Annotated in this window: 20 protein-coding genes; 8 read left to right on the top strand and 12 right to left on the bottom strand. The window is 66.8% G+C overall.

Translation table 11 applies throughout. From position 1 onward, the window contains the following. Nucleotides 1-80 precede the first annotated feature (80 nt). From bchY to QBJ92_RS00895, 8 genes are all read left to right on the top strand, one after another. Nucleotides 81-1,577, top strand: coding sequence for a chlorophyllide a reductase subunit Y (gene bchY, locus QBJ92_RS00930; protein WP_277967962.1), 1,497 nt, complete (start codon nucleotides 81-83; stop codon nucleotides 1,575-1,577). A gap of 184 nt (nucleotides 1,578-1,761) precedes the next feature. Next, nucleotides 1,762-3,207, top strand: a complete 1,446-nt coding sequence (gene bchZ / locus QBJ92_RS00925; RefSeq protein WP_277967786.1) for a chlorophyllide a reductase subunit Z — start codon at nucleotides 1,762-1,764, stop codon at nucleotides 3,205-3,207. A 124-nt stretch (nucleotides 3,208-3,331) separates the two neighbouring features. Then, complete coding sequence (gene pufB, locus QBJ92_RS00920) at nucleotides 3,332-3,493, top strand: light-harvesting antenna LH1, beta subunit (RefSeq protein WP_277967785.1); 162 nt, start codon at nucleotides 3,332-3,334, stop codon at nucleotides 3,491-3,493. A gap of 33 nt (nucleotides 3,494-3,526) precedes the next feature. Then, the gene (pufA, locus tag QBJ92_RS00915) at nucleotides 3,527-3,709 is read left to right on the top strand and encodes a light-harvesting antenna LH1, alpha subunit (protein WP_277967784.1); all 183 of its coding nucleotides are present in this window, start codon (nucleotides 3,527-3,529) and stop codon (nucleotides 3,707-3,709) included. A 116-nt stretch (nucleotides 3,710-3,825) separates the two neighbouring features. Further along, on the top strand, nucleotides 3,826-4,665 hold the full coding sequence (gene pufL / locus QBJ92_RS00910; protein WP_277967783.1) for a photosynthetic reaction center subunit L: 840 nt from the start codon (nucleotides 3,826-3,828) through the stop codon (nucleotides 4,663-4,665). 12 nt (nucleotides 4,666-4,677) lie between these two features. After that, complete coding sequence (gene pufM / locus QBJ92_RS00905; protein ID WP_277967782.1) at nucleotides 4,678-5,652, top strand: photosynthetic reaction center subunit M; 975 nt, start codon at nucleotides 4,678-4,680, stop codon at nucleotides 5,650-5,652. Beyond that, nucleotides 5,649-6,746, top strand: a complete 1,098-nt coding sequence (gene pufC, locus QBJ92_RS00900) for a photosynthetic reaction center cytochrome PufC (RefSeq protein ID WP_277967781.1) — start codon at nucleotides 5,649-5,651, stop codon at nucleotides 6,744-6,746. The genes pufM and pufC overlap by 4 nt, the downstream gene beginning before the upstream one ends. 34 nt (nucleotides 6,747-6,780) lie before the next feature. After that, the gene (locus tag QBJ92_RS00895) at nucleotides 6,781-8,040 is read left to right on the top strand and encodes a DUF3422 family protein (RefSeq protein WP_277967780.1); all 1,260 of its coding nucleotides are present in this window, start codon (nucleotides 6,781-6,783) and stop codon (nucleotides 8,038-8,040) included. Between the two features lie 226 nt (nucleotides 8,041-8,266). On the opposite strand, the gene hemA is transcribed toward QBJ92_RS00895, so the two are convergent. From hemA to bchB, 12 genes are read right to left on the bottom strand one after another with little or no spacing between them, the layout of a single operon-like run. Then, nucleotides 8,267-9,487: a 5-aminolevulinate synthase gene (gene hemA, locus QBJ92_RS00890; protein ID WP_277967779.1), complete on the bottom strand. Its 1,221-nt coding sequence runs from the start codon at nucleotides 9,485-9,487 to the stop codon at nucleotides 8,267-8,269. A 17-nt stretch (nucleotides 9,488-9,504) separates the two neighbouring features. Continuing rightward, a complete protein-coding gene (puhE, locus tag QBJ92_RS00885; RefSeq protein WP_277967778.1) occupies nucleotides 9,505-10,284 on the bottom strand; it encodes a putative photosynthetic complex assembly protein PuhE in 780 nt (259 codons plus the stop codon). Then, nucleotides 10,281-11,342 carry a magnesium-protoporphyrin IX monomethyl ester (oxidative) cyclase gene (gene acsF, locus QBJ92_RS00880; protein ID WP_277967777.1) on the bottom strand — a complete coding sequence of 354 codons (1,062 nt, stop codon included), beginning with the start codon at nucleotides 11,340-11,342 and terminating at the stop codon, nucleotides 10,281-10,283. Before acsF ends, puhE begins: the two co-directional genes overlap by 4 nt. After that, the gene (locus tag QBJ92_RS00875; RefSeq protein ID WP_277967776.1) at nucleotides 11,339-11,635 is read right to left on the bottom strand and encodes a hypothetical protein; all 297 of its coding nucleotides are present in this window, start codon (nucleotides 11,633-11,635) and stop codon (nucleotides 11,339-11,341) included. The genes acsF and QBJ92_RS00875 overlap by 4 nt, the downstream gene beginning before the upstream one ends. Beyond that, nucleotides 11,632-12,111: a photosynthetic complex assembly protein PuhC gene (gene puhC / locus QBJ92_RS00870; protein ID WP_277967775.1), complete on the bottom strand. Its 480-nt coding sequence runs from the start codon at nucleotides 12,109-12,111 to the stop codon at nucleotides 11,632-11,634. The genes QBJ92_RS00875 and puhC overlap by 4 nt, the downstream gene beginning before the upstream one ends. Continuing rightward, nucleotides 12,108-12,758 (bottom strand): photosynthetic complex putative assembly protein PuhB, encoded by a 651-nt coding sequence (gene puhB / locus QBJ92_RS00865; protein WP_277967774.1) that lies wholly within the window; start codon nucleotides 12,756-12,758, stop codon nucleotides 12,108-12,110. The genes puhC and puhB overlap by 4 nt, the downstream gene beginning before the upstream one ends. Next, nucleotides 12,755-13,528 carry a photosynthetic reaction center subunit H gene (gene puhA, locus QBJ92_RS00860; RefSeq protein ID WP_277967773.1) on the bottom strand — a complete coding sequence of 258 codons (774 nt, stop codon included), beginning with the start codon at nucleotides 13,526-13,528 and terminating at the stop codon, nucleotides 12,755-12,757. Before puhA ends, puhB begins: the two co-directional genes overlap by 4 nt. Nucleotides 13,529-13,544: 16 nt before the next feature. Then, the gene (locus QBJ92_RS00855) at nucleotides 13,545-15,044 is read right to left on the bottom strand and encodes a BCD family MFS transporter (RefSeq protein ID WP_277967772.1); all 1,500 of its coding nucleotides are present in this window, start codon (nucleotides 15,042-15,044) and stop codon (nucleotides 13,545-13,547) included. Beyond that, a complete protein-coding gene (gene bchM, locus QBJ92_RS00850; protein WP_277967961.1) occupies nucleotides 15,041-15,724 on the bottom strand; it encodes a magnesium protoporphyrin IX methyltransferase in 684 nt (227 codons plus the stop codon). Before bchM ends, QBJ92_RS00855 begins: the two co-directional genes overlap by 4 nt. Next, nucleotides 15,724-16,611, bottom strand: coding sequence for a ferredoxin:protochlorophyllide reductase (ATP-dependent) iron-sulfur ATP-binding protein (bchL, locus tag QBJ92_RS00845; RefSeq protein WP_277967771.1), 888 nt, complete (start codon nucleotides 16,609-16,611; stop codon nucleotides 15,724-15,726). The genes bchM and bchL overlap by 1 nt, the downstream gene beginning before the upstream one ends. A gap of 11 nt (nucleotides 16,612-16,622) precedes the next feature. After that, nucleotides 16,623-20,393, bottom strand: a complete 3,771-nt coding sequence (locus QBJ92_RS00840) for a magnesium chelatase subunit H (RefSeq protein ID WP_277967770.1) — start codon at nucleotides 20,391-20,393, stop codon at nucleotides 16,623-16,625. Then, nucleotides 20,383-21,993 carry a ferredoxin:protochlorophyllide reductase (ATP-dependent) subunit B gene (gene bchB, locus QBJ92_RS00835; protein ID WP_277967769.1) on the bottom strand — a complete coding sequence of 537 codons (1,611 nt, stop codon included), beginning with the start codon at nucleotides 21,991-21,993 and terminating at the stop codon, nucleotides 20,383-20,385. The genes QBJ92_RS00840 and bchB overlap by 11 nt, the downstream gene beginning before the upstream one ends. Nucleotides 21,994-21,995: the final 2 nt, after the last annotated feature.

Here is a 21,995-nt window from a genome sequence, read left to right as displayed (position 1 = left end):
AAGATCTTCTCAAGCCCCTCCCCTTCACGGGAGGGGTTGGGGGTGGGGCCGTGCCTGCTTCCGGCGGTGTGTCTGCTGGACTGCCCCACCCCAACCCCTCCCCTGAAGAGGAGGGGCTTGCGTGTTCGAACGGCACCACCCTCCGCGAAGCCGCCGAGCTCGCTGGAAAATCCGATATCCTAGCCCGCTACGACGCCGATTACCCCAAAGGTCCTCACGACCAACCGCAATCCATGTGCCCCGCTTTCGGCTCCCTCCGCGTCGGACTCCGCATGCGCCGCACCGCGACCGTCCTCTCCGGTTCGGCCTGCTGCGTGTACGGCCTGACCTTCACTTCGCATTTCTACGGCGCCAAACGCAGCGTCGGCTACGTCCCCTTCTCGTCCGAGACGCTGGTGACGGGGAAATTGTTCGAAGACATCCGCGATGCCGTCCACCAACTGGCCGACCCGGCGCTGTACGACACGATCATCGTCACCAACCTCTGCGTCCCAACCGCCTCAGGCGTGCCGCTGCAATTGCTTCCCGACCAGATCAACGGGGTGCGGATCATCGGAATCGATGTCCCCGGATTTGGCGTGCCGACGCATGCCGAGGCAAAGGATGTCCTGGCGGGCGCAATGCTCGCCTATGCGCGCAAGGAGGCCGAGCTCGGCCCCGTCGCTGCGCCCAAGCAACGACCGGACCGGCCGACCGTGACTCTCCTGGGCGAGATGTTTCCGGCTGACCCGCCAGGAATCGGGCTATTGCTCGAACCGCTGGGCCTTGCGGCCGGTCCGGTCGTCCCCACGCGGGAATGGCGCGAGCTGTATGCCGCGCTCGACGGCGCCGTCGTCGCGGCGATCCACCCCTTTTACACCGCGAGCGTCCGCGAATTCGAGGCGGCGGGGCGCACGGTCGTCGGCTCGGCGCCGGTCGGCGCGGACGGGACCGCGGCGTGGCTCGACGCGATCGGCGCGGCCTGTGGCATCGCGCAGGACAAGGTCGATGCGGCGAAGAATCGCTTCCTCCCCGCCATTCGCGGCGCGCTTGCGGCCAAGCCGATCGCCGGGCGGATCACCGTCTCGGGGTATGAAGGTTCCGAACTGCTGGTCGCGCGGCTGTTGATCGAAAGCGGCGCGGACGTGCCCTATGTCGGCACCGCCTGCCCGCGCACCCCCTGGTCCGAACCCGACCGCGACTGGCTGGTCGGCCGCGGCGTCCAGGTCCAGTATCGCGCGAGCCTCGAGCAGGATCTCGCCGCGGTCGATGCCTTCGGCCCGGATCTGGCGATCGGCACGACCCCGGTGGTCCAACACGCCAAGCAGAAATCGATCCCGGCGCTGTATTTCACCAACCTCATCTCGGCGCGCCCGCTGATGGGCCCGGCGGGGGCGGGGAGCCTTGCGATGGTCGTCAACGCGGCGCTCGCCAATCAGGCGCGCTTCGACAAGATGACGGCGTTCTTCGAGGGCGTGGGCGTAGGTGCGACGGCTGGCGTGTGGGAAGACACGCCAGTCGACCGGCCCGAGTTCAAGGCGAAATACGCCGCCAAACGCATCGCCGCGGCCAAGGCCGAAGAAAGCGTTGGGTCATGAGCGGTTTTCCTACCGCGCGTAGCAGCGCTTGCAGCAAGTTGGCCTCACGCAAAGGCGCAAAGGCGCAAAGCGGGCGGACGCCGAACGTCGACGCCGTGCTTCCTAGGAAGATATCTTGCTTCGCGTCTTTGCGTCTTTGCGCGAGTCCAGCTCGCTTTGCAGCGCACGCAACGGGGGCGATCCGATGACCCTCATCCTCGATCACGACCGCGCAGGCGGCTATTGGGGCGCGGTCTACGCCTTCACCGCGATCAAAGGGTTGCAGGTCATCATCGACGGCCCGGTCGGGTGCGAGAACCTCCCCGTCACCTCGGTGCTCCATTATACCGATGCGCTGCCGCCGCATGAATTGCCGATCGTCGTCACCGGGCTCGGCGAACAGGAACTCGGGCGCGACGGGACCGAAGGCGCGATGAAGCGCGCCTGGGCGACGCTCGACCCGGATCTGCCCGCGGTGGTGGTGACCGGCTCGATCGCCGAGATGATCGGCGGCGGCGTCACCCCCGAAGGCACCAATATCCAGCGCTTCCTGCCGCGCACGATCGACGAGGACCAGTGGCAGTCGGGGGACCGCGCGCTGACCTGGCTGTGGACTCAGTTCGGGCCGAAGAAGGTCCCGGCGCCGCGTCCGCTCAAACCGGGTGAGCGTCCCAGGGTCAACATCATCGGGCCGATGTACGGCAGCTTCAACATGCCCTCCGATCTTGCGGAGATCCGCCGCCTGATCGAGGGGATCGGCGCGCAAGTGGGCATGGTCTTCCCGCTCGGCAGCCATCTCGCCGATGTCCGCAAACTCGCCGACGCGCAGGTCAACGTCTGCATGTACCGCGAATTCGGGCGCGGCCTGTGCGAGGTGCTGGAGCGGCCGTATCTGCAGGCACCGATCGGGCTGGAGAGCACGACCCTGTTCCTGCGCACGCTCGGCGATCTGCTCGGTCTCGATCCCGAGCCGTTCATCGAACGCGAGAAGCACACCACGATCAAGCCGCTATGGGACCTGTGGCGCTCGGTCACGCAGGACTTCTTCGGCACCGCGAGCTTCGGCATCGTCGCGACCGAAACCTACGCGCGGGGAATCCGGAACTTCCTCGAAACCGACATGGGGCTGCCATGTCATTTCGCTTTCGCTCGGTCGGCGGGCGTGAAGCCCGATAATCAGGCGGTGATCGACGCGATCCGCACAAATCCGCCGCTGATCGTGTTCGGCAGCTTCAACGAGCGGATGTACATGGCCGAAGCGGGTGCGCGCGGGGTCTATATTCCCGCAAGCTTCCCCGGCGCGGTGATCCGCCGCCATACCGGCACCCCGTTCATGGGCTATGCCGGTGCGACCTATCTGATCCAGGAAGTGTGCAACGCGTTGTTCGACGCGCTTTTCCATATCCTTCCGCTCGCTGGGCAGCTCGATCAGGTCGATCCGACACCGGCACGGGTTGATCGCGCGGTCGCCTGGGAGGACGCCGCCAAGGCGGCGCTCGACGCAGCGGTCGAGCGGGAGCCGGTGCTGGTCCGGATCTCCGCCGCCAAACGCATTCGCGATGCCGCGGAACGTGGCGCCCGCCGTGCAGGCGAGGAATCGGTCACCCCGACTCGCCTTGCGCACGCCCTTCTCGAGAGCCGCGGCGGATGACTCCGCGCGCGCTCCCTGCCGCGGCAACGCGGACCCCAGATCCCCACGGTGCAACGCCGCGCGGATGCAGCCGGGGAGCGCATCCGACGCTCCTGATATTGGTCGTCACGATGGAGGCGGAACAATGAGCGACAAGAGAGACGAGAGATTCGGTCCGGGAACCTACCTGACCCCTGAAGAGGCGAGGGAGTTCCACAAGATCTTCATCACCAGCTTCGCCCTGTTCACGGCGGTTGCGATCGTCGCGCACATTCTGGTGTGGATGTGGAAACCGTGGATCCAGTGATCGCCTGATACAGATAAAAGGGAGACTTCCACCATGTGGAGAATTTGGCTCATCTTCGATCCGCGACGGACGCTCGTCGCGCTGTTCGCGTTCCTGTTCGTGCTGGCATTGTTGATCCACTTCATCCTGCTCAGCACCGACCGGTTCAATTGGCTCGACGGTCCGCATCACGCGCAGGCGGTGGCAACCGCGCCAGCGGCGCCGCCGGCGCAGTGAAACGCAGACACTCGGTGCGGCGGGTGCGGAATATCCGTTCCCGTCGCAGCGAACCGCAAAGACTGTAAACCCGGGTCTGGGCCGTCCGCGACCTTCCGGGGGAGGAGGAAGTCGTCATGGCGTTGCTGAGTTTCGAACGGAAATACCGTGTCCGAGGAGGCACGTTGCTCGGCGGCGATCTTTTCGATTTCTGGGTCGGGCCGTTTTACGTGGGCTTCTTCGGCGTGACGACCGCGCTGTTCGCGGGGCTTGGCACGGCGTTGATCGTCTATGCCGCGTCGCTCGGGCCGACGTGGAACATCTGGCTGATCAGCATCGCGCCGCCAGACCTGTCCTATGGCTTGTCGCTGGCGCCGCTGCGCGAAGGCGGGTTCTGGCAGATCATCACGATCTGCGCGGTCGGGTCGTTCGTGTCCTGGGCGCTGCGCGAAGTCGAGATCTGTCGAAAGCTCGGGATCGGCTATCATGTGCCGATCGCTTTCGGCGTGGCGATCTTCGCCTATGTCTCGCTGGTGGTGATCCGCCCGTGGCTGCTCGGGGCGTGGGGCTTCGGCTTTCCGTACGGGATTTTCAGCCATCTCGATTGGGTGTCGAACACCGGCTACCAATATCTCCATTTCCATTACAATCCCGCGCACATGCTCGCGGTGAGCTTCTTCTTCACCACCACGCTCGCGCTCGCGCTGCATGGCGGGTTGGTGTTGTCCGCGGTCAACCCCGCAAAGAACCCGGACGGGACGCAAGGCGAGGTCAAGTCGCCCGAATATGAGGACGCCTTCTTCCGCGACACGATCGGCTATTCGATCGGGACGCTGGGGATCCACCGGCTCGGGCTGTTCCTCGCGCTGAGTGCGGGGTTCTGGAGCGCGATCTGCATCATCATCTCGGGGCCGTTGTGGGCTCGCGGGTGGCCAGAATGGTGGAGCTGGTGGCTCAACCTGCCGATCTGGTCGTGAGGGGGAAAGACGATGGCACGCTATCAGAACATCTTCACGCAGGTGCAATTGCGCGGGGCACCGGAAATGGGCCCGCTGCTCGGGCCCTATGACTTTCCGCGGCTCGGCAAGCCAGGCTTCTCCTACTGGATCGGCAAGATCGGCAATGCGCAGATCGGCCCGATCTATCTGGGCGGGCTCGGCATATTGTCGCTGTTCTTCGGGTTCCTCGCGTTCGAGGTGGTCGGGCTCAACATGTGGGCGTCGGTCGGGTGGGATCCGGTCCAGTTCGCGCGGCAACTGCCGTGGCTGGCGCTGGAACCGCCGGGGCCGGAATATGGCTTCCAGCTGTTCGTGCCGCTGGCCAAGGGCGGCTGGTGGCAGATCGCCGGGTTCAGCATGAGCGCGTCGGTGCTGTTATGGTGGCTGCGCACTTTCCGCCGCGCCAAGGCGCTGGGGATGGGGACGCATGTCCCATGGGCGTTCGCCAGCGCGATCTGGTTGATGCTCGTCCTGGGCTTCATTCGTCCGATGCTGATGGGCAGCTGGGCCGAAGCGGTGCCGTTCGGGATCTTCCCGCACCTGGATTGGACCGCGGCGTTCTCGATCCGCTACGGCAACCTCTTCTATAATCCGTTCCACTGCCTTTCGATCGTGTTCCTCTACGGATCGACCCTGTTGTTCGCGATGCACGGCGCGACGATCCTCGCGGTCGGGCGCTATGGCGGCGAGCGCGAGATCGAGCATATCACCGACCGAGGCACCGCCGCCGAACGCGCCGCGCTGTTCTGGCGCTGGACCATGGGGTTCAACGCGACGTACGAATCGATCCATCGCTGGGCATGGTGGTTCGCGGTTCTGACGACACTGACCGGCGGGATCGGGATCCTGCTGACCGGCACCGTTGTCGACAATTGGTATCTGTGGGCGATCCAGCACGGCTATGCGCCCGCGTATCCGGGCCCGGGCGTGATCGATCCCGCCACGCTTCCGGGAGCATCGCAATGAGCGGTCTTGGCAGGATAGTCGCGGCCACGGGGCTGGTGACCGTAACCATCGCGCTTGGCGGGTGCGAACTCGGGCCCAAGCAATCGCAACAGACCGGCTTTCGCGGGACCGGAATGGCGCAGATCGTCGATCCCGACCATGTCGCGAAGCTCGGTGCGATCCCGCCGCCGCCCTATGCGCTTCCCGACGACAGCGGGCCGCGCGCGCGGGAGGCCTATCAGAATGTCCAGGTGCTGGGCGACGTGTCGGCAGAGCGGTTCAATCACCTTATGGCCGCGATCAACCAGTGGGTCGCGCCGCCTGAGCAGGGGTGCAATTACTGCCACAACCCCAACAACATGGCCTCGGACGAAAAATACACCAAGGTCGTCGCGCGGCGGATGTTGCAAATGACCCGGACGATCAACGGGAAATGGTCGAGCCACGTAAAGGGCACCGGCGTGACCTGCTACACCTGCCACCGGGGCAACGCGGTGCCGACGTACAAATGGGCGATTGCCGAAGGCGTGGCCGATCCCGATACGATCGTCCGCAACAAACATGGGCAGAATTCTCCCAACGTCAGTGTCGGCTACGCTTCGCTGCCTTATGATCCGTTCCAGACCTATCTGGCGGGGAAGGCGCAGATCCGCGTTGCGGCGAGCAGCCAATATCCGTCGCCCAACCATGTCGTGTCGATCAAGGAAGCGGAAAAGTCCTATGGTCTGATGATGCACATGAGCACCGCGCTCGGCGTCAATTGCACCTATTGCCACAACAGCCAGTCGTTCCGATCGTGGAGTCTGAGCCGGCCGCAGCGGGCGACCGCTTATTACGGGATCCGCATGGTCCGCGATGCGAACGAGGGCTATATCTCCCCGCTCGCCGCGGTGTTCCCGGCCTATCGCAAGGGACCGCATGGCGACCCGTATAAGGTCAATTGCCAGACGTGCCACCAGGGGCAGTCCAAGCCGCTCGGCGGGTACTCGATGCTCAAGGACAACCCGACATTGAAGGGGCCACCGGTGCCGACCGCGGCACCCGAGGGTGGTGCGGCGGGGGCTGCGGTTCCGGCAGTGCTGGCCAATCCGCAGGCGATGACGCGGCGGCAATGACCGTGCGCCGCCCGCAATGGACGGGCGCGCGCGCATGGATGGGCTGAGCCTGCACAGCCACCCGCTGCGCGCGGCGCTGGCGGAGGAAATGCACGTCCGGCGGTTGCCGCGCTTCACCGCGCCGTGCCGGCTGATGCAAGTGGTGACGGTGCTTGGCGAGGCAGGGGCGGCGAGCGCGGGCGCGCATTTTGAGGCGATCGCCGCGCGGCTTGGGGTGCCGCTTCCCGCCGCCACCAAATATGCGGTAGTCGACGTCGGGGCGATGAAACTGGTGCTCGAGCGGCACACCGAGTTCGCAAGCTACACGTTCGTCCGGGAAGGTCCGTTCGACCAGCCTTTTGCCAGCGGGGTGTTCGATCCGGCGGCGTCGAAGATCCTCGCCGATATGCCCGGCGTCGTGATCCGCGCGACGCAGATCGCTTTCTATCCCTGCGGAACCGATCCGCCCGACGAAGCGGCGCTCGACACGCTGTTCGTCCCGGAGGCGCTGATCCTGTGCGACGTGAGCGACGGCAAGGCGCGCGTCCTGTCCGACTTCCGGTTACACGCGGATGGCTTCGGGCGGCTGCTGTTGCTCGACCAGGGGCTGTTGCGCGACGAGCCGGCGCAGCTCGTGCTCCGTCTGCAGGAACTCGGGAATTACCGGAACATGGCGCTCCTGGGCCTGCCGCTCGCGCAGCGCCTGACCCCCGATGTCTCGCGGCTGGAGGCGCGGCTGGCGAGCCTCACCGCCTCGGTGTCCGAACGGGTGTCGCAGGACGACAGCCTGCTCGACGAACTGACCTATCTCTCGGCCGAGCTCGCGCGCCTGCTGGCCGAAACGCGCTATCGGATGAGCGCGACCAGAGCCTATGCGCAACTCAGCCTCGACCGGCTCGAGACGCTCGGGATCGGCCGGATCCCTGGCTATCAGACGCTCGCCGATTTCACCGAGCGGCGGCTGACCCCGGCGGTGCGGACCTGCGACAGTTTTTCCGCACGGCTCGCGGACTTGTCCCAACGCGCGGCGTGGACCAGCGAACTGCTTCGCACACGGATCGACATCGCACTCGCCAAGCAGAATCGCGATTTGCTCGAATCGATGAACACGCGGACGCAGCTGCAATTCCGGCTGCAACAGACGGTCGAGGGATTGTCGGTGGTCGCGATCAGTTATTACGCGGTCGCGCTGATCGGCTATCTTGCCGCCCCGGCGCATGCCTGGAAGGAATGGGTGATGGTCGCCGCGGTGCCGCTGGTGTTCGGGGGCGCATGGCTTTTCGCGCGGCGGTTCCGGCGGGGGCTGTCGGAGTAACGCGGCTGGGTGACCGCTCCCTTCAACACGCTATCTGCAGACATTGTGTTCGTCGGTAACCCGGGCATGATCAGGGGTGTGGGAACGTGCACGTCCAACCGATTACCCCTCGTTCGCGTCGAGCGGAGCCTTGCCGAGAAACCCGGTTCCAGGTTTCTCGACGATGCTCGAAACGAACCCCCAAACGAACGGGGAGGGTGTAACCACTATTTCGCGCAGCCCGCGCTCACGCCGCCATCGCCCGCCTGGCCAGCGCGCATTGCGACCAGATTTCCGATAGCGCACTCACCAGCTTGTCGACGTCGCCATCCGAATGAACCGGTGACGGGGTCAGCCGCAACCGCTCGGTCCCGACCGGCACGGTCGGATAGTTGATCGGCTGCACGTAGATGCCATGGTGTTCGAGCAGCCAGTCGCTGATCATCTTGCACTTGTGCGCATCGCCGACCATCACCGGGATGATATGGCTGGGGTTGTCGATCGTCGGGATGCCGATCGCATCCAGCCGCCGCCGCACCTGCGCCACCCGCGCCTGGTGTTGCGCCCGCTCGACGGCGCTGTGCTTGAGATGGCGGATACTCGCGGTCGCGCCCGCAGCCAGCGCGGGGGGCAGGGCGGTCGTGAAGATGAACCCGCTCGCGAAGCTGCGGATGAAGTCGCACAACGCGGCCGAGCCCGCGATATAGCCGCCCATCACGCCGAACGCCTTGCCCAGCGTCCCCTCGATCAGCGTGACACGCGCCATCAGCCCCTCGCGCTCGGCGACGCCACCGCCGCGCGGCCCGTACAGCCCGACGCCGTGCACTTCGTCGAGATAGGACATCGCGCCGTGGCGCTCGCACACGTCGAGGATCTCGGCGATCGGCGCGATGTCGCCGTCCATCGAATAGACGCTTTCGAACGCGACCAATTTGGGTCGGTCCGCCGGAATTTGGGACAGCAGTCGATCGAGATCGGCCGGATCGTTATGCGCAAAGCGGATGCACTCCGCGCGGCTATGGCGGATACCTTCGATCATCGACGCGTGGTTGAGTTCGTCCGACAACACCACGCAATTGGGCAACCGCGCGGCGAGCGTGCTCAGCGCCGCCCAGTTCGACACATAGCCGGACGTGAACAGCAACGCGGCTTCCTTGCCGTGCAGATCGGCAAGCTCGGCTTCGAGCAGCACATGCGCATGCGTCGTGCCCGAAATGTTGCGCGTGCCGCCTGCGCCGGCGCCGCACACGTCGAGCGTCTCATGCATCGCGGCGAGCACCTTGGGGTGTTGCCCCATGCCGAGATAGTCGTTCGAGCACCACACGGTGACCTCGTCGACGCCGTCCTCGCCATAATGGCGGGCGCGGGGGAAGTGCCCGGCGCGGCGCTCGAGCTCGGCAAAGCTGCGATAGCGCCCGTCTTCTTTCAGCACGTCGAGCTGAACCTGAAAGAATGCCTCGTAATCCATTGCATACCCTCCCGCTTCTAGTCGTTGGCAGCGGCTTTTGCCGCTTTGGTCTTTGCCGACGCCCACTGCCACAGTTTGGCATCCCTAAGCGGCAACACAAGAAAAAGATGCTCCACCATCCCAAGGGCGGACAGTCCCGCAAGCAGCGTCGCGGTCACCGCAGCGCCGCTCTGCACGGGCGCGGCTTCGGCGAGCGTCCACGTCCACACGGCGAGCGCGCCTGAACCCAATATAGACGCCGGCAGCAGCGGATTCCCCGCGCGCTTGCGAAAATAGCTCTTGAGATAAGCGAGATGCGCCGGAAACACCTCGTCGCTGAGGTTGGGCACACCGAGATACAGGTTGAACTTGGCGCTCAGCCGCAGGACGAACAGCAGAAGGAAGGTCAGCGGCGCGGCCTGGTTGGGCTCGCCCCAGGTTAGCGCGAACAGCAGCAGCGCAGTGAGGGCGATCGCGATCTCGTGATGGATGACCGTCGCGGTCGCGCTCCTGAGCCGAGTCCAGCCGGTTGCACCGGGTGGGCAGGGCAAGCGGTTGGGCCCGGCAACGAATCCCATCAGGAAGGCCATTTCGTGCCACCCCCAGATCAGGATCGCGGCTGCGAAACCGCAATAGGCACCGCCCCAAGTCGCATCGGCGGCGGACCAATATACCGCGCCCGTCGCGATCGCCGCCACGATCCCTGCCAGCGTGAAGCTGGTACGGAACGTCGCGCGCGGGCGGCTGTCGAGCCACACCACCGCTGCGGTGCCGATGAACCACATGACGAGTGCGAACAGGAGCGGCGGAATGCTCACCAGGCCGGGACCAGCCGCGCCGAGGCGGGGATCGCGTTGCGCTGGACCGGCGTCAGGTACAGCCGCGCGAACGCCACCCCCGCCGCGCCGATCAGGCCGATCCGCTTGAGCCCGCCGATGACGCCACCCTGCGCTTTCGCCGCATCGATCCGCGCGGCGATCCGGCGCATCCGCTCCAGCCCTGTGCGGAACCCGGGGGAGTCGGTATCGAGCACGACCGGGAAAACCTGTCGTGTGATCTGCGAGCAGACCGTGAAGACGCGCTGGTCATAGTCGGTCGGGTCGATCCCGAGCGCGGTGTGGAAGGCGGGGCGATTGTGGTCGCGAACGTACATGGTGGTATACACCGCAACGAGAAAGAACCGGATCCACAGCACGTTATGCCCGCGCAACAGCTTGGGATCGGTCCGCATCAGGATCGCGAACGCCTCGCCGTGGCGGAACTCGTCGTTGCACCATTCCTCGAACCAGTTGAAGATCGGGTGAAAGCGCCATTCCGGATGCTGCGCGAGGTGCCGGAAAATCGTGATGTACCGCGCGTAACCGATCTTCTCGGACAGGTACGTCGCGTAGAAGATGAATTTCGGGCGGAAGTACGTGTATTTCTTGGTCTTGGTCAGGAAACTGAGGTTTACCCCGATCCCGGCGTCCTTGAGCGTATCGTTGATGAAGCCGGCGTGGCGGCTTTCGTCGCGGCTCATCAGCTTGAACAGCGCCTTGATGTCGGGGTTCTGCGCGCGCTTCTGGATCTCGGCGTAGAGGATGCAGCCCGAGAATTCGGCGGTGAGCGAACTCACCAGGAAATCGATGAATTCCTCGCGCAACCCGGCGGGGAGGGATTCGATCACGCCGTCGAACGCATCGGTACGGCGGAAGTGGCGGCGGTTGGGGTCGGCGACCATCTCCGCGATCAGCTGGTCCCATTCGGCGCGCACCGGCGAGACGTCGATCCGGTCCATCGCCGCGAAATCGGTGGTGTAGAAGCGCGGGGACAGGACGGTGTCCTGCCGCGCGATCCGCATCGTGTCGGCGGGGGCGAACGGGGTGACGGCGTTCATGACAGTCTCCGATCCGAAAAGCTGACTTCGTAGAGTTCGGTCATTTCGAAATGGCCGCAAAGCCGGGTCCACAACCGCTCGGCCAGGCCCGCCCGCTCAACGGTGGCGAGCCGTTCGATCACCCGCGATTCGCCGAATGCGACATGGATCGGGTCGCCGTGGACGCGCACCCGGTCACCCGGGTTGATCGCAATGCCATCGGCAAGCTCGACATGCGCACACAGGAATTCGTCGCTATGTTCGACCTCGATCCGGCAGGGCGTGTCGAAGGACGTGCGGCGGAACGGCATCATCGTGCCGCCTCCGGTTCGTCGAGCAAGGCCGCGAACGCTGCGCGGTTCGTGGTGCCAAAGGCGTTGAGCTCGATCGAACGCCCCGTGGCGGTATCGGTCAGCGTCAGTTCGCCGTCCTGCCACCGAGTCAGCGTGAACGCGGGCGCACTTCCGATCCCCCGCATCCGTCGCTCGCGCGCCAGCCCGCGCATCACGCCGCGAATGAAGCCGGTCTGCTGCCCGGGTACGATCACCGAGGCGGTGCGGCCGGTGCCGACATCCTCGATCCGGACGCCACGGTCGGCCTGATCGACGAAGCGCAGATCGCGTGACCGGACCGGCGCGATATGCTCGGCGCTGCGGAGCAATGCCGGCGAGGCTGCGGGGGCGACGTGCGCGATCCGCATGCCCGCGGTGAGCGTGAACGCGAACGCGACGAGCGTCCCGGCGAGGATCAGCGCGCTGCGTGGCACGTCTTCGGGGTGTGCCCGGGTCATGCTGCCACCGCCTGACCGAGCGCTTTTTCGCGAGGCGCGTCCGCGGATGGGCGTGCCATTGCGCCGTTCGGATTCACCGAAACGCACGCGCGGGCGACGAGCGCGGCGACGTGGCGCGCGTCGGGGACCGCGCGCAGCATCGGTTCGGGCGTGGCGACCCGCCACGGTCGGACATGCGGCCATAACGCGAGGAAGCCGAGCTTGCGGTCGCTGCGCAGCGCAAGCGGCAAGTCGCCCGATCCGTCTGCGTGCACCGCCAGGCCGACGGTGTCGACCAGCCGCAACGGCAGGTTGATGCATTTCGAGAAGGCGATCCCGACACGGAACACGATCCGCCGGTTGGTCAGCGTGTACAGGGTCGTGCGGGCGGCACTCCAGGCGAGCCCGTTGAGCAGACCGAGCGCGATCAGGCCGAACCCGGCGGTCAGCGCAACGCCCGAAAGTTCGCCGACCCCGTCGATCCCGCGTCCCAGCGCCCCCCCGAGCGACCACCCCGCCAGCACCACGAAATACGCGGTGACGATCCGGGTGTGATACGCGGTCCGCGCCAGCATCCGCCAGTCGGGTGCCCCTTGCCACAGGATGCGCTCGTCCTTGGGCAACACGCCCGGCAGCCCGGGGATGGGTTCATGGTCATGCTCGGTCACAGAAAAGGCTCCTGCCGATCGGGTGTGGCGTAGAGATATCCACCGCCGAAATAGCCGAGCACGCGATCCTCCTCGTACAAAGTGATCCGGTCGGTGGCTTCCAGCCGTGGCGCGTCGGTAAATTGTGCCGCGGTGATCGCGTCGCACACCACGCGCCCGTGGCGGCGCTGGACATCGACCATCATCATCGGCACCAGCACGGTCCCGCTGCCCGACGCCAGCGCGACGGCGAGGTACCGGATCAGGCGGTCCGCGCGGTCGATCCACAGCTCCTGGACCGTCCCGGCGACGACGCCGTCACATCCCAGCACCGCCATCCCGCGCGGATCGGGGTCGCGGCGTTCGATCGAGAAATCGAGCGCGGTGCCCATCGGGACGATCCGCGGATGCCCTTCCAGGTCGATGTCGGGATGGTTGGCGCGGTTGGCGAACGCTGCCGGGCCGATCCCGTCGATCAGCGGGTTGCCGGTCGGTGCATAAGGCGCACCCGCGAAGCGATCGGTAAAGCGCGCCGCGATCTCGACGGGTTCGCGGTCCTTGGTCGGCGTGGTGACCGTCCCGCGATCGAACGGGAGCTTGAACGTCTTCGGCAGCGCGGTCAGGAACGGTCCGCCCTCGGATTCGAGCCGCCCGGTGAATTCATGTTCGAGCGGATAGCCTTCGCGCCGGTCTTCGCGGCGCAGGTAGAAGACGAGGCACAGGAAGAACAAGACGAACGCATAGAAGACCAGCAACGCGACATCGATGCCGGGGGTAAGGGTCGGGTGCATGCTCTGTCTCCCCTGTTCAGGCCGGAAATTCGGCGAGGCCGAAGCGCGTTTGGCCGAATCGGATTCGGCTCGGGTCGGTGGCCGGGCGCACGAGCGGTCCGAGCACGATCAGCGTCGCGATCAGCAACGCGATCTCGAGCCCGTAGACGATGCCATAGCCCGTCGCGGGATCGGCAAGCGTCGGACCGAGCGCGTGCGTTACCGCGGCGGCGGAGACGACGTCGCGCAGGATCGCCCCGATCGCGATCGCGGTCCCCGCGCAGGTCGCCTGCACCGCACCCCAGGCGCCAAGCGCGAGGCCGGTCCGCCCGCCAAGGTCCTTCGCGTCCGAAATCGCCATCGCCGCGGTGAGCGTGCCGACCGAAAACAGTCCCCCGCCAAACCCGATGATCGCCGCGCCGACCGCCAGCAATCCGGTGGCGTGCAGCGGCGCCGCGAAGATGACGCTTAGGAACGCCGCAATCCCCGCGACTCCGCCGAAGCCTGCGAGCCGGTGTGGCTCCGCCCCCTTGCCGAGCGCGCGGGCGGCGAGCGCGAACCCGCTCAACATCCCGATCGCCCACAAGGCGGTGAGTGACGTCGTCGCGCCGACCGACAGCCCGAGGATCTGGCCGCCATAGGGTTCGAGCAGCACGTCCTGCATCGAAAACGCCGCGGACCCGATCCCGGTCGCGACCAGCAACCGCATCGTCCGCGGCCGCGCGATGAAGATCGCCCATATCTCGCGGAATCGCGCCGGGCGCTCCTCGGTCACCGTGCCGCCGCGGCGGCGCGGTTCCTGCTTCCACAAAGCGGTGATGTTGAGCACGACCGTCAGCACCGCCGCGCCCTGGACGATCTGGACGAGATGCGTCGGCGTGAACTGGTCGAGCAAGCGCCCGATCACGATCGCGCTGACCATCATGCCGACCAGCAGCATCACATAGAGCAGCGCGACCACGCGGGGACGACTGTCGGGCGGCGCCAGATCGGTCGCGAGCGCGAGACCGGCGGTCTGGGTCGTGTGCATCCCCGCGCCGACCATCAGGAAGGCGAGCCCCGCACCGAGCTGCCCGACGATTTGCGGACCATGCCCCAGCCCGGTCATCACCAGCAACGCGAAGGGCAGCAGCGCGAACCCGCCGAACTGGAGCAACGTGCCGAACCATAGATACGGCACGCGCTTCCACCCGAGCAGCGACTGGTGATGATCCGACTTGAAGCCGATCAGCGCGCGCAGCGGCGCGAACACCAGCGGCAGCGACACCATCGCGCCGACCGCCCAGCTCGCCATCCCGAGTTCGACGATCATCACGCGATTGAGCGTACCGGTCAGCAGCACCGCGGCCATCCCGACCGAAACCTGGAACAACGACAGCCGCAGCAGCCGCCCGAGCGGCAGTTCGACGGTCGCGGCATCCGCGAACGGCAGGAAACGCGCGCCCAGCCGGTTCCAGAACGCACCGCTGCGCAACGCGCCAAACCGCGCGGGTCGCGGTTGCAGCGACGCCTTGAGCGCGGTCAGGTCGCGCGTCACGGCAGCACCTCGAGCGCGTGGCTGGTATAGAAGCTCGCCGACACGCGCCGGTCGCGCCCGATCTGTGCGGTCGGCAGCGCGGTCTTGATCCGCGTGCGGAGCAATCGGTCGCGCACCGGCAGGATCGCGGGCGACCGGTTGCTGCGTGGGAACAGTCGCCCCATCCCGAGCATCGCCAGCAGCAGCGGCGTTTGCGGCGCGAAGGTGAAGACGATCGATCCGCGCGTGCGCGCGGCGAGATGGTGCACCACGCTCACGATATCGGCGGCGGGATAATGGATCAGCGAGTCCATCGCGACGACGTGATCGAACGTCCCGAGCGCCGGGTCGAGCAGATCGCCGACGCGCCAGTCGATCGCAAGGCCGGCCGGCGCGCGGTCGCGCGCGATCTGGACGAGGCTCCCCGCGACGTCGATCGCCACCACCTCCGCCCCGCGCTCCGCCGCCGCGACCGCGAACGCGCCGGTTCCGCATCCGGCGTCGAGCAGCCGCAGCCCGGTCATGTCGGCGGGCAACCACGACAGCAACGTCTCGCGCATTTCGGTGCGCCCCGCGCGCACCGTCGCCCGGATCCCGCTGACCGGCGCGTCCGAGGTGAGCTGTTCCCACGCTTTCGCGGCGGTGCGATCGAAATAGGTTTCGAGGTTGCCGCGGAAGTGGGTGTAGCTCGCCGTGCGCATCATTCGAACCCCAGGAATTCGAAGATCTCGCGATCCTTCATCGGCTGCGCGTCCAGCGGCTCGCAACCCGCCCACATCTGCGCTGCGAGCCGTTTGTATTCGAGGCAGGCGGCATCGACCTCGGGGGTCGAGTCCATCTCGAACAACGTGCATTTCTTGAGCCGCGAGCGGCGGATCGCATCGAGATCGGGGAAATGCGCGAGCCGTTTGAGCCCGGTCGCCGCATTGAACCGGTCGATCTCGTCGGTCGCGGCGGAGCGGTTGGCGATCACGCCCGCCATCCGCACGTCGTAATTCTTCGCCTTCGCCTTGATCGCCGCGACGATCCGATTCATCGCGAAGATGCTGTCGAAATCGTTCGCCGCGACCACCACCGCGCGCTCGGCATGTTGCAGCGGGGCGGCGAACCCGCCGCACACCACATCGCCCAGCACGTCGAAGATCACGACGTCGGTTTCCTCGAGCAGATGGTGCTGCTTGAGCAGTTTGACGGTCTGCCCGACGACATAGCCGCCGCACCCTGTGCCCGCCGGCGGCCCCCCCGCCTCGACGCACATCACGCCGTTATACCCCTCGAACATATAGTCCTCGGGGCGCAATTCCTCGGCATGGAACTCGACTGTCTCGAGCACGTCGATCACGGTCGGCATCAGTTTCTTCGTCAGCGTAAAGGTGCTGTCGTGCTTCGGGTCGCAGCCGATCTGCAACACGCGCTTGCCGAGCAGTGAGAACGCCGCGGACAGGTTGGAGGAGGTGGTCGACTTGCCGATCCCACCCTTGCCGTAGACCGCGAACACCTTGGCGTTGCCGATCCGGTCACCGGGATCGAGCGCCACCTGGAGCGAGCCTTCGCCGTCCAGTCCGCGGGGGGGGTCGAGTAGGGCCATTCTCTTTTCCTTCAGGCGGCGACGGCGACGACCCCCTCGAGGCGATCCTCGAGTTCGTCGCTGGCGGCATGGAGTGCGGCGAGCGTCGCCGCGTCGGGGGACCAGTAGTTGCGCTCGCTCGCCTCGATCAGGCGGTTGGCGACGCGCGCGGAGGCCTTGGGGTTGAGCGCGGCGATCCGTTCGCGCATCGCCGCGTCGAGGACATAGGTCTCGCTGATCCGCTGATAGACCCACGGATCGACTTCGCCGGTTGTTGCCGACCAGCCCATCGTCGTGGTCACGCTCCCCTCGATCTGGCGGACGCCTTCATAACCGTGGCGCAGCAGTCCCTCCGTCCACACCGGGTTGAGCACGCGCGTCCGGGTTTCGAGCGCGACCTGCTCCTGGAGCGAGCGGACCTTGCCCGTCCCTTGCGTCTGGTCGCCAATATAGACCGGCGCGGTCTGCCCGCCCTTCGCGCGCGTCACCGCGCGGCTGATTCCCCCGAGCGTATCGACATATTGATCGATGCTGGTGATGCCGAGCTCGACGCTTTCGAGGTTCTGATACGCGCAATCGACGGTCTGCAGCGCGGCCTTGAGCACGTCCGGTTGCCGGACCGGCGCTCCCTTCACCCCGTACGCAAATCCCTTTTGCCGCTCGAAACTGTCGGCGAGTTCGTCCGGGTCGGTCCACGCACCGGTGTCGATCATCAGATTGACGTTGGCGCCGTAAGCCCCCTCGGCATTGGAGAAGACGCGCAACGCCGCGGTCTCGATGTCGCACCCCTGCGCCGTCGCGTGTGCACGCGCGTGCCGACGGACGAAATTGTGGCTGTCCGGCTCGTCCGCCTCCGCCGCAAGCAGCGCGGCCTGTGCGAGCATCCGCGTCTGGAGCGGCAACAGATCGCGGAACACCCCGGAGAGCGTGACCACCACGTCGATCCGCGGCCGGCCCAGTTCCGCGAGCGGGACGAGTTCCGCCCCTGCCAGTCGGTTGTAGCTGTCGAACCGCGGCCGCGCGCCGAACAGTGCCAGCGCCTGCGCGATCTGCGCGCCCTCGCTCTTGAGATTGTCGGTGCCCCACAACACCATCGCGACCGTCTCGGGAAGATGCCCCGAATCGGCGAGGCTGCGCTCGATCAACCGCTGGGCCTGCGCCGCGCCGTCGCGGACTGCGAAGGCCGAAGGGATACGGAACGGGTCGAAGCCGTGGATATTGCGCCCGGTCGGCAGGATCTCGGGACTGCGGAGCAAATCGCCGCCGGTAACCGGGTGGATGTAGCGTGCGTCCAGCGCCGCGACGATCCCGTCGATCTCGGCATTGCGCGACAGCGCGCGGTCGAGCGCCGCCATGTCCTTCAGAAGCGGCGTATCGGGCGTGATCGCGCCATCGATCAGCGCGACGATGATATCATGCGCCAGCTTCTCTCCGCGCGCGTCTGACGCGGCGGCGAGCATTGCGATGCGTTCCTCGCGGGTCGCCGCTTCGCCCGCGACGTGAAGCCCCTGCGGAATGAGTTCGCGTTCGATTTCATATAGTTTGGCGGCAAGGTCCGCGATTCCTGCGTCCGCATGGTCCTGCGGGGGGTGGTACGGCGCGCCGCCCTCGAATTCCGTACTTCCGGCGTCGCTCAACAGCGGCGCAGACGCCCGATCGAGATCGAGTTCGGCCGCCTGATCGTGGATCAGTTCGGCCAGATCGCGCGCCTCGTCGCTGCCCGGCTCCGCCACGCGCCACCGTTCGATCGACGCCTTGAGCGCGGCGAGCCCCTTATAGACTCCCGCATTGGTCAGCGCAGGCGTCAGGTACGACACCAGCGTCGCGCCCGACCGCCGCTTCGCCAGCACGCCCTCCGACGGATTGTTCGCGGCATACAGATAGATGTTGGGCAAATCGCCGATCAGCCGGTCTGGCCAGCACGATGCGCTCAGCCCGCTTTGCTTGCCCGGCATGAATTCCAGGCTGCCGTGCGTGCCGAAGTGCAGCACCGCATGCGCGCGGAAATCGTCGCGCAACCACCGGTAGAAGGCGGCAAAGGCATGCGTCGGCGCAAACCGCCCCGCAAACAGCAGCCGCATCGGATCGCCTTCGTATCCAAGCGCGGGTTGCAGCCCGACGAAGACGTTGCCGAATTGCCGTCCGAGGATCTGGACCGAGGTGCCGTCCGATTGCAGCTTGCCCGGCGCCGGTCCCCAGCTTGCTTCGATCTCGGCCAGCCATGTCTCGCGCGCGACGATCGTGTCCGCGCCGACCTTCGCGTGGACGTTCGCCTCGCTCCCGAACCGCGCGGCATTGCCGCCGAGGATCGCCTCGCGCAGCGCATCGACATCGGCGGGTATTTCGACTCGGTACCCCTCCCGCGACAACCGGTGCAGCGTCGCGTGGAGCGAGGCGAAGACGCTGAGGAATTGCGCGGTCCCGGCGGCGCCCGCATTGGGCGGGAAGTTGAACAGGACGATCGCGACGCGCTTCTCGGCATTCTCCGCGTGGCGCAGCGCGACGAGGCGGTCGACTCGCGCGGCGAGCATTTCGGCGCGGTCGCTGCACGCGTGCATCGCGCGGACCTCGCTCGCCGGGGGGAAGGTGCAGCCGCGCGCGCATCCGGTACAGGGCGCATCGGACCCGTCCGAGCGACCGCCGAATACCATCGGCACGGTGCCCCCGTCGAGCTCCGGAATTGCGATCATCATCGTCGATTCGAGCGGAAGCAGCCCCTGCCGGTTCGCCCCCCACGCTTGCAGCGTCTGGAATTCGACCGGGTGCGCGGCAAGATACGGCCGGTCGAGCCGCGCGAGAATCGCTTCGGCGGCGGCGGCATCGTTATAGGCTGGCCCGCCGACCAGGCTGAACCCCGTGAGATTTACCACCGCATCGACCGTTGCGACCCCGTCGCGCATAAACAGCGCCTCGATCGCGGGCCGACCGTCGAGCCCGCCCGCAAACGCCGGGATCACGTCGAGCCCCCGCGCTTCGAGCGCCGCGATCACGCCGTCATAATGGCCGGCGTCATTCGCCAGCACATAGGAGCGGAGCATCAGCAACCCGACCGTGCCCTTCGCGCCGCGGCGCCGCGGCAGCTCGGTCGCGGTCGGCGCGATCCGCTGGGGGAGGGCCGGGTGATAGACCCCGACCTCGGGATAATCGCGCGGGGCGTGGGCCTTCATCGTCCCGCGCAAGGCGACACGCGGCCCGGCGGCGTAGCGATCGACCAGCGCGCGGATCATGTCGACGACATTGTCGTCCGACGCGGCGAGCCAGTATTGCATCGTCAGGAAATAGGCGCGGACGTCCTGCGCCGTGCCCGGAACGAACTTGAGCAATTTGGGGAGCCGCCGCAGCACCGCCATCTGGCCCGCGCCCGAGCTTCCCCCGGTCTTGCTGGTGCCGCGCAGTTTCTTGATCAGCGCGAGCATCCCCGAGGCGGGTTTGTCCATGCGATAGTCGCCCATCCGCGTGAGCTTGACCACGTCGCCCGCCGACATCAGCGCGATCATCGCGTCGCACGCGTCCCGCCGCGCCTGCAGGTCCGGCAGGATCGCGCGGATATGATCCTCGAGGAACAGCATCGTCACCAGCACCACGTCGCCGCGCGCGATGTCGGCGCGGACCGCATCGAGGCTGGCGGGCTTTTCCTCCCAGTCGGCGGCGGCGTGGAAGCCGATCGTGATTCCAGGATTTTCGCGCGCGAGCCGGACCTGCGCGCGCTGCACCGCCCCCGACAAATGATTGTCGAGCGTGATGATCACCACGCGGACGGGGGGGCTGCCAATGGGGGCGGGCGAGGGTGCGCTAGCGAGCATAATGCGCCTTTGCGTCGTAGAGCGTGTCGAGCGTGATCGCGGCGATGCCTTGCTCTGCGGCATAGCGTTCGGTGTTGCGCCGCGCCTTGCCGCGGACAAAGAACGGGATCTTGAGCAGCTCGCGCTCGGCTTCGGCACTCCATCCGCCCCGCCCGCTCGCGGGAGGGGTCGGGGGTGGGCTCGCGGCATCACCGTCAGCTTCCGCCGAGGGTGCGGGCGCACCCCCAGCCGCTCCCGCTTGCGGGAGGGGGGCAGCACCATGCCCCAGGTGACTCGCCCCGGCGCTGTCCGAAAATTCGAAATCGTCGCGGAACATCGTCAGCAGATGCTCTTCCAGCCCCATCACCAGCGGATGGACCCAGGTGTCGAACAGCACGTTGGCGCCCTCGAACCCCATTTGCGGGGAATAGCGTGCGGGGAAATCCTGGACGTGGACCGGCGCCGAGATCACCGCGCACGGAATGCGCAGCCGCTTGGCGATGTGGCGCTCCATCTGTGTGCCCAGCACGAGTTCGGGCTGAAGCGCCGCAATCGCCTGCTCGACCGCGAGATAATCGTCGGTGATCAACGGATCGAGCCCGTAGCGCTGCGCGGCGACGCGGAGGTCGCGGGCGAATTCGCGGTTGTAGCAGCCCAGCCCGACGACCTCGAACCCGAACTCGTCCCGCGCGACACGCGCGGCGGCGATCGCATGCGTCGCATCGCCGAAGATGAAGACGCGTTTGCCCGTCAGGTAGGTCGAGTCGACCGACCGGCTCCACCACGGCAACCGCGAGGTATCGAGCGCGGCGGCGGGATCGACGCGCGCGAGCGCAGCGACCTCGGCGATGAAATCGCGCGTCGCGCCGTGGCCGATCGGGACGGTGCGGACGGTCGGCTGGCCGAACGTCCGTTCGAGCCAGCGGCACGCGGTATCGGCGATTTCGGGATAGAGGCAGATGTTGAAATCCGCCGCCGACAGCCGCGCCAGATCGTCCGGCCTCGCCCCCAGCGGCGCGACGACGTTGACGTCGATCCCGAGGGTGCCGAGCAACCGCGTGATCTCGACCACGTCGTCGCGGTGCCGGAACCCGAGCGCGGTCGGACCGAGGATATTGGCGCTGGGGCGCTTCGCCATGTCCCCCTGCGCCGGAGAAGCGACGCCCTCGCCGCCGGGATGCGGCGCTGCCAGCGTCCGAACCAACTGGTAGAAGGTCTCCGCCGCGCCCCAATGTTCCTTGCGTTGATAGCTGGGCAGCTCCAACGCGATCACCGGGATCGGCAACCGCAACGCCGCGGCTAGCCCGGCGGGATCGTCCTGGATCAATTCCGCGGTGCACGACGCGCCGACCAGCAACGCCTTCGGGGCGAACCGGTCGACCGCGTCCTGCACCGCAGTCTGGAACAGGGCGGCGGTATCCTTGCCGAGGTCGCGCGCCTGGAAGGTCGTGAAGGTGACCGGCGGACGTTTGTCGCGGCGCTCGACCATCGTGAACAACAGGTCGGCATAGGTGTCGCCTTGCGGCGCGTGGAGCACGTAATGGACGTCCTTCATCGCGGTCGCGATCCGCATCGCGCCGACGTGGGGCGGTCCTTCATAGGTCCAGACGGTCAGCTGCATCG

The organism is Sphingomonas echinoides (assembly GCF_029623395.1).
Classification (GTDB): Bacteria; Pseudomonadota; Alphaproteobacteria; order Sphingomonadales; family Sphingomonadaceae; genus Sphingomonas; species Sphingomonas echinoides_A.
This window is presented reverse-complemented; position numbering and strand designations above follow the sequence as displayed.